Annotated in this window: 9 protein-coding genes; 6 read left to right on the top strand and 3 right to left on the bottom strand. The window is 68.5% G+C overall.

The genetic code is table 11. The features are described 5' to 3' along the window. Nucleotides 1-202: 202 nt before the first annotated feature. Together VFY73_RS26690 and VFY73_RS26695 are read right to left on the bottom strand one after the other, a co-directional pair. The gene (locus tag VFY73_RS26690) at nucleotides 203-553 is read right to left on the bottom strand and encodes a thioredoxin family protein (RefSeq protein WP_329724617.1); all 351 of its coding nucleotides are present in this window, start codon (nucleotides 551-553) and stop codon (nucleotides 203-205) included. Nucleotides 554-593: 40 nt separating this feature from the next. Continuing rightward, a complete protein-coding gene (locus VFY73_RS26695) occupies nucleotides 594-1,748 on the bottom strand; it encodes a response regulator (protein WP_329724618.1) in 1,155 nt (384 codons plus the stop codon). 191 nt (nucleotides 1,749-1,939) lie between these two features. Here VFY73_RS26695 and VFY73_RS26700 point away from each other — a divergent pair, with 191 nt between their 5' ends. From VFY73_RS26700 to VFY73_RS26715, 4 genes are read left to right on the top strand one after another with little or no spacing between them, the layout of a single operon-like run. Continuing rightward, nucleotides 1,940-5,413: a response regulator gene (locus VFY73_RS26700; RefSeq protein ID WP_329724619.1), complete on the top strand. Its 3,474-nt coding sequence runs from the start codon at nucleotides 1,940-1,942 to the stop codon at nucleotides 5,411-5,413. Next, a complete protein-coding gene (locus tag VFY73_RS26705; RefSeq protein ID WP_329724620.1) occupies nucleotides 5,398-6,276 on the top strand; it encodes a protein-glutamate O-methyltransferase CheR in 879 nt (292 codons plus the stop codon). Before VFY73_RS26700 ends, VFY73_RS26705 begins: the two co-directional genes overlap by 16 nt. After that, nucleotides 6,273-6,878, top strand: coding sequence for a chemotaxis protein CheB (locus VFY73_RS26710; protein WP_329724621.1), 606 nt, complete (start codon nucleotides 6,273-6,275; stop codon nucleotides 6,876-6,878). The genes VFY73_RS26705 and VFY73_RS26710 overlap by 4 nt, the downstream gene beginning before the upstream one ends. Beyond that, nucleotides 6,875-7,999 (top strand): hybrid sensor histidine kinase/response regulator, encoded by a 1,125-nt coding sequence (locus VFY73_RS26715; protein ID WP_414654539.1) that lies wholly within the window; start codon nucleotides 6,875-6,877, stop codon nucleotides 7,997-7,999. The genes VFY73_RS26710 and VFY73_RS26715 overlap by 4 nt, the downstream gene beginning before the upstream one ends. A gap of 21 nt (nucleotides 8,000-8,020) precedes the next feature. Here VFY73_RS26715 and VFY73_RS26720 read toward each other — a convergent pair whose 3' ends face one another. Next, complete coding sequence (locus VFY73_RS26720; RefSeq protein WP_329724623.1) at nucleotides 8,021-9,838, bottom strand: hybrid sensor histidine kinase/response regulator; 1,818 nt, start codon at nucleotides 9,836-9,838, stop codon at nucleotides 8,021-8,023. 185 nt (nucleotides 9,839-10,023) lie between these two features. Here VFY73_RS26720 and VFY73_RS26725 point away from each other — a divergent pair, with 185 nt between their 5' ends. Together VFY73_RS26725 and VFY73_RS26730 are read left to right on the top strand one after the other, a co-directional pair. Next, complete coding sequence (locus VFY73_RS26725; RefSeq protein WP_329724624.1) at nucleotides 10,024-10,980, top strand: MBL fold metallo-hydrolase; 957 nt, start codon at nucleotides 10,024-10,026, stop codon at nucleotides 10,978-10,980. A gap of 4 nt (nucleotides 10,981-10,984) precedes the next feature. Beyond that, nucleotides 10,985-12,314 (top strand): FAD-dependent oxidoreductase (locus VFY73_RS26730; RefSeq protein WP_329724625.1); only part of this gene is annotated, 1,330 nt, incomplete at its 3' end.

Below are 12,314 nucleotides of genomic sequence, written 5' to 3' on the forward strand. Positions count from 1 at the left end.
CAACCAATCGACCGCGCACATCCCGGTCATCATGGTGGCCGCGCGGCAGTTCACCGAAGACGACCGGCTGCAGCTCAACAACCACATCCTGAGCCTGGCCGACAAGGGCGATGTTGGCCGCGATCGTTTTCTCGGCGAAGTCAGGCGCGCCTTCGGCCGGCCGATCCGGGTGCAGTAGATGGCTGCGCGGGCCAGGCAGCCGTCAGTGGCTGCCGGCCGCCGCGCTGGGAGCGACCAGAGTGGCCAGCGCCTGCGCGACTTCCTGTTCGGATTGCGGTCGCACCAACCGGGCGACCTCCTGGCCATCGCGAAGAAGGACGAGGGTGGGCCACAACTTGACGCGGAACGAGCGCCCCAGCGGCCGGCCGGACCCGTCTTCGACCTTCAGATGCCGCACACTGGTGTGTGGCGCCATCGCAGTGGCCAGCAGCGGCTGCGCGCGCAGGCAGTAGCCGCACCAACCGGTGCCGAACTCGAGCACCGTGGGGCCGGGCAAGGCCTCCACCTCGGCCCGGGTCGGCTCGGGGGAAACAAAGTGGGTGGTGAATGCCATACCGGCACTATCGCAAAAACCGTCGCCTGAAGCCTTGCCCTCAGTCGCTTCGGGGTGACGCCGCTGCGGTGACGCTGCTGCCTTCACCCCGCGGCAGCATCAGCTCGAAGCAGGTGCCATCGCGGGTCCTGGTGCTGGCGACGAGCGAGCCACCATGGGCACGGGCAATGCGCTCGATCTCGCGCAGCCCGGCACCGACCGGCGGTGGCAAGTCGCCGAGCGGCAGAGCCGGGCCCAGCAAGTGCGCGGCCGCGATGTCGTTCAAGGGCCTGTCGAAGCTGACACGCAGCACGACGGCGCCGCGCGCCGTGCCGTCGACCAGCATGTTGATCGGCGCCGCGTTGCAGTGCGTTTCCGCCTGCAGCAGCAACTGGTCGATCGCCGTGGCCAGCAGCCGCGCGTCCCATTGGCCGACGGTGTCGCCTTCGGTCTTCAACCCGCCGGCGCTGAGCGGCAGCGAGCTGTCGCGGCCGGATTGCCAGCGTTCACGCGCCAGCAATGCCAGGTCGGTCGTGCCGGCGCAGACCTTCAGCTCGCCCCCTGGTGTCTTGGCTAGGCTGATCAGGTGTGACACCTGGCGCCGCAGCAATGCAGTGGCCGACTTCTGCCGCATCGCCGCCTCGCGCAGCGCCGGCGATTCGCTTCGCTGCAGGACCAGCTCGGTGTTCAGCGCCAGGGCGGTCAGCGGCTCCTGCAGGTCATGCGACAGGGCCGTGATCATCAAGGCATTGGCATGGGCCAGCCGCGCCAGCTCGTCGGCATGCGCGGCGATCGTTCGGCGTTGCCGGTGCAGCTCGACGAACACCGCGACCTTGCTGCGCAGCACGCGCTCGTCCAACGGCTTGTAGAGGAAGTCGACGGCGCCGCTTTCGTAGCCGCGGAAGCTGCTGCGGGCCTCTTGCGCGACGGCGGTCAGGAAGATGATCGGCACGTGGTGGGTGCGCTCGCTGCCGCGCATCAGTTCGGCCAGCGCGTAGCCGTCCATGCTCGGCATCTGCACATCCAGCAAGGCCAGCGCCACATCGTGCACGAGCAGCATTTCGAGTGCCTCGGCGCCCGAGCCGGCCGTGACCACCGTCAGCTCGTCACTGGACAACAGTGCCCGCATGGCCACCAGGTTGGCGTCGATGTCGTCGACCACCAGGATCTTGACGGGGTTGCGGGCGGCGTCAGACGGCCAAGACGAGATCGGCATGGTGCGTTCATCAAGAGGCATGGCCGCGAGTGGCAATCCGCGTGCCTGTGGCTTGCATGCCGCTGTTGCCCCGAAAACTGCGGGCCGCCCGCGCCAGGCGCGGAACATTGTGGGATGCTGCCGCTCCGATTCAGCCAGCTGTTCCCGGTGGCGCCGCAGATGCGCCACCCATCGATCCCTGCCGTTGTTCCATGCCCCATCGTTTGATTGCCCGCGCTGCACGCGCCATCACCCTGCCCAGCGGCTGGGGCGGTCTGCTGCCCCCCTTGACCGTGATCGGCTTCGGCATCGCGATCCTGGCGGTGCTGTTGATCGCGCTGTTCTCGTACCAGGCGGATCGAAGCCGCTCGGACGCCGCGGACGCCGTCTCGAACGCGCTCGAAATGATCCAGCAGGTGCAGGCGATCAGCTCGACACTGAAGGACGCCGAAACCGGCCAGCGCGGCTACCTGCTGACCGGTGCCGAGCAGTACCTGCAGCCTTACGAAAACGCGCGTGCTCAGGTGGCCAGCCAGTTCCGCACGCTGCGCCAGTTGGACCTGGCCAGCGCACATCGGCGGGTGGGGATCGATACGCTCGAACGCCTGGTCAACGAGAAGCTGGAGGAACTGCGCGAGTCGGTCGCCCTCAAGCGCGACGGCAAGGGCGAAGCCGCGCTGGCGATGCTGCGCACCGACCGTGGCCGCGAGCTGATGGACCGGGTGCGTGTGGCGGCGGCCGAACTCGAAGCCGACGAGCGCAAGGCCTTCCGCAGCCGGCGCGATGCGTGGAACGAGGCGGTGCTGATCAGCCGGCTGGTCACCTGGGGCGGCGCGACGCTGCTGCTGATCCTGATCATCTCCGCCGCGGTGATCACATCGCGCGACTACCGTGCCCGCGAGATCGAGGCCTGGTTGAAATCCGGCCTGGCGGGGGTCAGCGAAAGCCTCCAGGGCGATCTTCGGCTCGACCACATGGGCCAGCAGGTGCTGGCTTTCCTGGCCGATTTCATGGATGCCCAGGTCGGGGCGATCTATGTGGTCGAGCGCAATGGCCAGCTGCGCCGCATGGCCAGCTTCGCGATCAGCTCGCTGATGGACCGCGAGGTGGTGTCCCCCGGCCAGGGCCTGCTCGGCCAGGCGGTGCGCGACCGGCGCGCAATGCATGTGCAGGACGTGCCGGCCGGTTATCTGAACGTGCATTCGAGCGTCGGCGGCGCCGCGCCGTGTGAGCTGCTGTTGCAGCCGGCGGCTGTCGACGGCATGGTGCATTGCGTGCTCGAGCTCGGCTTCTTCAAGCCGGTGCGGCCCGAGTTTCGCGAGCTGCTCGACCGCATCTCCGAAACCCTGGCGATGGCCACTCGCGCATCGAAAGACCGCACGCGGATGGAAGAGCTGCTGGCCGAGACCCAGCGTCAGGCCGAGGAGCTGCAGTCGCAGCAAGAGGAGTTGCGCGTCAGCAATGAGGAGCTCGAAGAGCAGGGCCGCGCACTGCGCGAGTCGCAGGCGCGGTTGGAGAACCAGCAGGCCGAACTCGAGCAGACCAACGCCCAGCTGGAAGAGCAGGCCCAGCTGCTGGAACGACAGAAGGCCGAGCTGAGCCAGGCCCAGGGCAAGCTGACCGAGCGCGCCGACGAGCTGGAGCGGGCCAACCAGTACAAGAGCGAATTCCTGGCCAACATGAGCCACGAGCTGCGCACGCCGCTGAACTCGACGCTGATCCTGGCCAAGCTGCTGGCCGACAACAAGCCTGGCAACCTGACCGAGGAGCAGGTCAAGTTCGCGCAGACCATCGCGTCGGCGGGCAACGACCTGCTGACGCTGATCAACGACATCCTCGACCTGTCGAAGATCGAGGCGGGCAAGGTCGAGGTTCACCTCGAGCGCATCGGGGTGCAGCGCCTGGTCGACGGCCTGGCCGCGGCGTTCGAGCCGCTGGCACGCGACAAGGGCCTGGGGTTCAGCGTCGCGCTCGAGCCCGACGTGCCCGAAACGACGGTGACCGACGAGGTTCGCTGCGGCCAGATCCTGAAGAACCTGCTGTCCAACGCGATCAAGTTCACCGAGAAGGGCGAGGTGGCCTTGCGCGTGTCGGCGCTGGACGGTGGCGACACGCTGGCCTTCAGCGTGCGCGACAGCGGCATCGGCATCGGCGAACACCAGCGCGAGATCATCTTCGAAGCCTTCCGCCAGGCCGACGGCAGCACCCACCGCAAATACGGCGGCACCGGCCTGGGCCTGTCCATCGCGCGGGACCTGGCGCGGCTGCTGGGCGGCGACATCACAGTGCAGAGCACACCCGGCCAAGGCAGTGTGTTCACGCTGACACTGCCGCGCGACAGCGTGGTCCGGGAACCGCTGGACGCCTCGGCATCCAACCCGGCCGCGCCGCCCGCGATCGAGGCGCGGCCACGCACTGCGGCCGCGCCCCACGTGACGTCGCCGGCCCGCCCACGACCGCCGAGGCTGGCCGACGACCGCGACCAGCTGAACGCGCAGGCGCGGCTGATCCTCGTGATCGAAGACGACCTGCACTTTGCCGAGATCCTGCGCGACCTGATCCGCGAACAGGGTTTCCAGTGCGTGCTCACACACACCGCGGGCGACGGGCTGGCGGCGGCCGAGCGCTATCTGCCCAACGCGATCCTGCTCGATGTCAATTTGCCCGACCATTCCGGCATGGGCGTGCTGGACCAGTTGAAGCGCAACTCGGCGACGCGCCACATCCCGGTCCACGTGACTTCGGTGGCCGACTATTCGCACGAAGCGATGGAGATGGGCGCAGTGAGCTACGCGTTGAAGCCGGTCCAGCGCGAAGAGCTGGTGCACGCATTGCAGCGGCTGGAGGCCCGCTTCACCCAGGGCCTGCGGCGGGTGCTGGTGGTCGAGGACGATGCGCGCCAGCGCGAGAGCGTGGGCCAGCTGCTCGCCAGCGAAGAGGTGCAGATCGTCGGCGTCGCCAGCGCGGCCGAGGCGCTGCGCGAACTGGGGGGCACCACCTTCGACTGCATGGTGCTCGACCTGAACCTGCCCGACGTGAGCGGCTACGAGCTGCTGCAGAAGATGGCCGATCACGAGGGCGTGCCGTTCCCGCCGGTCATCGTCTACACCGGCGGGTCGTTGACGGCGGAGCAGGAGCAGCAGCTGCGCCGCTTCTCGAAGGCCATCATCGTGAAGGACGCGCGTTCGCCCGAACGCCTGCTGGACGAGGTGACGCTGTTCCTGCACCAGGTCGAGGCCAGCCTGCCGGCCGAGCGCCAGCGCATGCTCAAGGCCGCGCGCAACCGCGAAACCGCGCTCGAAGGCCGCCGCGTGCTGGTGGTCGAAGACGACGTGCGCAACATCTTTGCCCTGTCGGCGGTGCTCGAGCCCAAGGGCATCAAGGTCGAGATCGCGCGCAACGGCCGCGAGGCGCTGGACCGGCTGGCGCTGCCGGCCGGCCCGAAGGCCGAGCCCATCCACCTGGTGTTGATGGACGTGATGATGCCGGAGATGGACGGCTTGACGGCGATGCGCGAGATCCGCAAGCGGCCCGAGCTGGGCAAGCTGCCGATCATTGCGCTGACCGCCAAGGCAATGAAGGACGACCAGGAGAAGTGCCTGGCCGCCGGCGCCAACGACTACATCGCCAAGCCCTTGGACGTGGAGAAGCTGCTGTCGCTGATCCGCGTATGGATGCCCAAGTGAGCCACCACCTGCAGGCGACGGCCGACGGCGACCATGTGCCGGACAAGACCTTCGACATCGAGCTGCGGCTGTTCGTCGAGGCCGTCTATCTGCGCTACCACTACGACTTTCGCGAGTACGCGCCGTCGTCGTTGAAGCGCCGGCTGCGTGCCGCGATGGCGCGGTTCGGTTGCCATACCTTGTCGCAGCTGCAGGACCAGCTGTTGCATGACGTGGCCGTCTTTCCGCAGCTGCTGGACTACCTGACGGTGCAGGTCAGCGAGATGTTCCGCGACCCGCCGTATTTCAAGGCCCTGCGCGATTCGGTCGTGCCGCTGTTGCGCACGTACCCTTCGCTGAAGGTCTGGATCGCCGGCTGCAGCACCGGCGAAGAGGCCTGGTCGATGGCCATCCTGTTGCGCGAAGAAGGGCTGCTGGATCGCACGCTGATCTACGCGACCGACATCAACGCGCATTCGTTGCAGGCCGCCGAAACTGGCGTCTATGCCGCCGAGCGCATTGCCGGCTTCAGCGACAACCACCGTCTCTCGGGTGCGCACAGCTCGCTGTCCGAGCACTACACCGCTGCCTATGGCAACGCGGTGTTCGACAAGCGGCTGAAGAAGCACATCGTCTTCTCCGACCACAGCCTGGCCACCGACAGCGTGTTCGCGGAGGTTCAACTGGTGTCATGCCGCAACGTGCTGATCTACTTCAATCGCGCGCTGCAGAACCGGGCCATCGGCCTGTTCCGCGACGCGTTGTGTCGACAGGGTTTCCTAGGCGTCGGCGCGAAAGAGTCGCTGCGATTCACGGACCACCAAGAGGCCTTCACCGAGCTGGTGCCGCAGCTGCGGCTGTACCAGAAGCGGGGCGGCGCATGAAGGCGCTCGGCTCGACGGGTGCTCGACCGCGCATCGAGGCGATCGTGATCGGCGCCTCGGCCGGTGGCATCGACGCGCTGACCCAGCTGCTGCCGGCGCTGCCGGCCGGGGCGCGCCTGGCGGTTTTCGTGGTCGTGCACCTGCCGCCCACGCAACCCAGCCTGCTGAGCGAGATCTTCCAGCGCAAGTGCGCACTGCGGGTGCAGGAAGCGCAGGACAAGGAGACGGTCGAGCCCGGCACGGTGTACTTTGCGCCGCCCGACTACCACCTGCTGCTGGACCCGGGCCCGCAGCTCGCCTTGTCGGCCGACCCGCCGGTGCACTTTTCGCGTCCGGCGATCGACGTGCTGTTCGAATCGGCCGCAGACGTCTACGGCCAGTGCCTGCTCGGCATCGTCCTCAGCGGTGCCAGCGAAGACGGCGCCAACGGGTTGCTGGCGGTCCACCAGGCCGGCGGGGCCACGCTGGTGCAGCGGCCCTCCGATGCGGCCACGCCGGCGATGCCGCTTCACGCGATCCAGCGCTGCCCGCAGGCACGTGTGCTGGGTCTGGACGACATCGGCATGCTGCTGCGAGACATGGCCAGGGAATCGCTTCGATGACAACGCCTGTGACAACCCCCGTGAAGGCGGCACCCGTGAAGTGCCTGCTGGTCGACGACCTGGACGACAACCTGCTGACCATGTCGGCCCTGCTGCGCAGCGACGAGGTCGAGGTGCTCACCGCCCGCTCCGGCCGCGAGGCGCTGGAGCTGCTGCTGGTGCATGACGTGGCGCTGGCCTTGCTCGATGTGCAGATGCCCGAGATGGACGGCTTCGAGCTGGCCGAGCTGATGCGCAGCAGCGAGCGCACCCGCCATGTGCCGCTGATCTTCGTGACGGCCGGTGCGCGCGAGACCCAGCGCCTGTTCAAGGGCTACGACGCCGGCGCGGTGGACTTTCTGTTCAAGCCGATCGAGCCGCGGATCCTGCAGAACAAGGCGCAGGTCTTCTTCGATCTGTACCGCAGCCGGCGGCAACTGGCCGAGGAGCTGCACGAGCGAACCGAGACGCTGCGCTTGAACGAGATCTTCGCCGCGGTGCTCGCGCACGACCTGCGCGACCCGCTGAACGCCATGGTGACCGCGGCGATGCTGATCGACCGGCAAGCCGAGAGCGACGCGGTGCGACGATCGGCCGGCCGCATCGTGGCCAGCGGCCGGTCGATGAGCCGCATGATCGGTGACGTGCTGGACCTGGCGCGCGCGCGCCTGGCCGGCGGCATCCCGGTGCACTGCGAGCCGGCCGAGCTGGGCCGCGTGGCGCAGCGGGTGATCGACGAGCAGCGCACCGCTCACGCGGAGTGCGAGCTGCGGCTGGTGCAAGAGGGTGAACTGACCGGCGTCTGGGACGAAGACCGCCTGGCCCAGGCGCTGTCCAACCTCGTTGGCAACGCGCTGGTGCATGGCCTGCCGGGCCAGCCGGTCGTGCTGCGGCTGGACGGCCGCGCGGCGCATAGCGTGAGCGTCGGCGTCCACAACGCCGGCAGCATCCCGCCCGAGCTGTTGCCGCACATCTTCGATCCCTTCCGCGGCAGCGCGCGCCCGCGTGAACACCGCACCGGCCTGGGCCTGGGCCTGTACATCGTCGAGCAGATTGCACGGGCCCATGGCGGCAGCGTCGAGGCCCGGTCGGCGGACGGCCGGACGAGTTTCACGCTGACGCTGCCACGTGGCCAGGGCTGAGAGCCTGAGACGAGCAGCGGCTCAGGCGAGCAGCTTGTCGACCTCTTTCAGCGCCGCGTCGAAGTTGTAGGGCTTCGACAGGTAGGCCTGCGCACCGGCCTGCATCGCGCGGCCGACGCTGGCGTCCATCGCATCGGCCGAGACCACCACCACCGGCAGGTCGTGGTGCACCGGGTCCTCGCGCAGGGCCTGCAGCAGGACCAGGCCTTCGCCGTCGGGCAGGTTCATGTCCAGCAGCACCAGGTCGGGCGTCACGCGGGCGATCTGCTGGCTGGCCGCGGCCAGGTCGGGTGCGATCTCGAGCGTGATCAGCGGCCGGGCCTGCAACAGCGCGCGCATCACTTCGACATTGACCGGGTCGTCCTCGACGTACAGCACGGTGCGACGTTGGCCTTCGCTCGGTGCCAGCTTGGCCGGCCGCGTCGGCGAGGCCTCGACAGGCTCGGTGCTGGCCGGCAGCCAGACGGTGAACTGCGAGCCAACGCCCGCCGTGCTGTCGACCTGGAGCTGGCCGCCCATCATCTCGATCAGCCGGCGGGTGATCACCAGGCCGATGCCGGTGCCGGCCGCCCCGGTGTGCTCGCGGCCCAGGCGGTTGAACGGCTGGAACAGCATCGACAGCTGCTCGGCGCTCATGCCCAGGCCGGTGTCGCTGACGCGGACCCAGACCCGCGCATCGCCACCGGTGCCGGCCATTACCGACAGCCGGCCGCCTTCGCGGTTGTACTTGATGCCGTTGCTGATCAGGTTGATCAGCACCTGCTGCAGCCGCAGCGGGTCGGCCATCACGGCAGGCAGGCCGAAGGGCACGCCGGTGTCAAGCGAGATCTGGCGCGCATCGGCCTCGGCCCGCAGCATCGCGGCCGCGGCTTCGACGGTGTTGCCGACATCGACCGGGCCGATCGCGATGCGCGCGGTGCCGGATTCGATGCGCGACAGGTCGAGCACATCGTCGATCAGCGATTTCAGGTGCCACCCCGAGCGCAGCATCAACCGGGCGTAGCGCAACAGCGTCTCGTCGTTGGCCACGGTGGGGTGGCGGCGAAACGCCTGTGCAAACCCGAGGATGCCATTCAGCGGCGTGCGCAGCTCGTGGCTCATGCGCGAAAGAAAGTCGGACTTGGCCTGGCTCGCCGCTTCGGCCGAGTCGCGCTCGCGCGCCAGGCGGCGCACGGCCTCGCGGTCCTGCAGGTGCTGGCTCAGGGCCTCGGCCAGCAGCACCAGTTCGTCGCGCCCGGCGATGCGACTGGTCGGGACGGTGATCGCGGGCGGCGTTCCGTCGGCCGGGACGGCCTGCAGCTGGCGCGACAGGCTCATCAACCGCCGGGTGACCAGCGCGTGCATCGCCACCAGCACCACGGCCATCAGCAGCAGCACCTTGACCATCTCGCCGACGAACAGCCAGGTCGAACGGCGGCCGACCTCGGCCTCGATCTCGGCCAGCGATTCGCTCACCTGCAGCTCACCGATGCGCGACTTGCCATCGGGCGAGTGCAGCGTGACGCTGCGCTGCTGGCTGCCGGCCGGCGGCGTGGTGCCGGCTTCGGCCAAGGTCAGGCCATCGGTCGACACGACGCGGGCGTGCACGATCGCGCGGTTCTGGATCAGGCCCCGGGTGTGGGCCGCGAGCAGGCGCTGGTCCAGCAGCCAGGCGGCCAGCGCGATCGGCTCGGCGCTGGCCTCGATGGCCGAGTGAGCCGATTCGGTGGCGGCCTGCAACGAGCGGGCGCGATCGGCCTCGCTGGCAATGCCCCCCCACAGCAGCGACACCGCGACACCAAGCCCGCCCACCAGCAGCAGGATTCTCTTGACCAGCGGGGAATGGGTGGCGCCAAGCATGGTGCTGCCGCCAGTCTCGCACGGTGAACCGACGGTCATCACCTCGAAATCCCGACCCGCGCCACGGGCCCTGCCGGCCGGCGAGGGCTCGCCGGGGAGCCGCCGCCCGCTTCCTGGCACGTCTGGGAGGCCGGGGGCTTAAGATTTCCGATCGCCCCAACCGCTGCACCGCCGTCGCCATCGCCATGAACACCAAAGCCTTTGCCTCGCAAGCCGACCTGGAAGAAAAGCAGGTCAGCTTCACCAAGCTCTCGGACAACGCCTACGCTTACACGGCCGAGGGTGACCCGAACACCGGGGTGATCGTCGGTGACGATGCGGTGATGGTGATCGACACCCAAGCCACGCCGGTGATGGCGCAAGACGTGATCCGCCGCATCCGCGAGGTGACCGACAAGCCCATCAAGTACGTGGTGCTGAGCCACTACCACGCGGTGCGGGTGCTGGGCGCTTCGGGCTACGCGCCCGAGCACATCATCGCCAGCCGCGACACCTACGACCTGATCGTCGAGCGCGGCGAGCAGGACAAGGCCAGCGAGATCGGTCGCTTCCCCAGGCTGTTCCGCAATGTCGAGTCGGTGCCGGCGGGGCTGACCTGGCCGACCATCACGTTCAGCGGCCGCATGTCGATCTGGCTGGGCCAGCTGGAGGTGCAGCTGATCCAGCTCGGCCGCGGCCACACCAAGGGCGATACCGTGGCCTGGCTGCCGCAGCAGAAGATCCTGTTCTCCGGTGACTTGGTCGAGTTCGACGCCACGCCGTATGCCGGCGATGCCTACTTCCAGGACTGGCCGAAGACGCTGGACAACATCGCCGCGCTGCAGCCGCGCGCACTGGTGCCGGGCCGTGGCGCGGCGCTGACGACCCCCGAAGCCGTGGCCGCCGGCCTGGCCGGCACCCGTGCCTTCGTCAGCGACATGTGGGCCAGCGTGAAGGCCGGCGTGGCGGCCGGGCAAGAGCTGAACGCCGTCTACAAGACCACCTACGCCGCGTTGAAGCCGAAGTACGGCCACTGGGTGATCTTCGACCACTGCCTGCCGTTCGACGTGACCCGCTGCTACGACGAAGCGACCCAGCATGCCGACCCACGCATCTGGACGGCCGAGCGCGACCGGAAGATGTGGGAGACGCTGGAAGGTTGAGGCCATGCTCTCGACCTACACCTACCCGAAGTTCGAGTACCGACGCCCGTCCGAGCTGGGCGAGACGTCACCACGCCGGCACCCGGTGGTGGTGGTCGGCGCCGGCCCGGTCGGGCTGACCGCGGCGATCGATCTCGCCCAACGTGGGCTGCCGGTGCTGCTGCTGGACGACGACGACACCGTGAGCCTCGGCTCGCGTGGTGTCTGCTATGCCAAACGCACGCTCGAGGTGCTGGACCGCCTGGGCTGCGGCCAGCGGCTGGTCGACAAGGGCGTGACGTGGAACGTCGGCCGCACCTTCTTCGACACCGACGAGGTCTTTCACTTCAACCTGCAGCCTGAAGCTGGCCACGAGCGGCCCGGCATGATCAACCTGCAGCAGTACTACCTCGAAGAGTTCCTGGTTCGCCGGGCCGAACAGCTGCCGAACCTCGATCTGCGCTGGAAGCACAAGGTGGCGAAGGTCGAGCCCGATGGTGCCGGTGCGACGCTGCAGGTGGAAACAGCCGACGGCAGCTTCGCGCTCGAAACCGACTGGCTCGTCGTGGCCGATGGGGCGCGCAGCCCGATCCGCCGCCAGCTCGGGTTGGAGATCGAGGGCCAGGTCTTTCATGACCGCTTCCTGATCGCCGATGTGGTGATGCAGGCCGACTTCCCCGCGGAACGGTGGTTCTGGTTCGACCCACCGTTCCACCGTGGGCAAAGCGTGTTGTTGCACCGGCAGGCCGACAAGGTCTGGCGCATCGACTTCCAGCTTGGCTGGAACGCGGACCCCGAAGAAGAGAAAAAGCCCGAGAAGGTGATCCCACGCATCCAGGCCATGCTCGCGAACCGAGGCCCCCAGGCGCCTGCTGTCCAGGCGCCGCCCCCCGAGGGGGACGAGCCGGCTAGGGGCGGCCCGTCGCCGGCTCACCCCGAGTTCGAACTTGAATGGGTCAGTGTCTACACCTTCCAGTGCCGGCGCATGCCGCAGTTCCGCCATGGCCGCGTGCTGTTCATCGGCGTTGCGGCGCACCAGGTCTCGCCGTTCGGCGCGCGTGGCGCCAACTCGGGCATCCAGGACGCCGACAACCTGGGCTGGAAGCTGCACGCGGTGGTGACCGGCGTGGCGCCCGAGACATTGCTCGACAGCTATGCCAGCGAACGCGGCGCGGCGGCGGACGAAAACATCCTGAACTCGACCCGCTCGACCGACTTCATCACGCCCAAGAGCGCGACCTCGAAGCTGTTCCGCAATGCCGTGCTGGGCCTGGCGCGCGAGCACGCGTTTGCGCGGGCGCTGGTCAACTCTGGGAGGTTGTCGGTGCCGACCCTGGCGCTCGATTCACCGCTGA

The organism is Ideonella sp. (assembly GCF_036277275.1).
In the GTDB taxonomy this organism is placed as follows: Bacteria; Pseudomonadota; Gammaproteobacteria; order Burkholderiales; family Burkholderiaceae_C; genus Ideonella.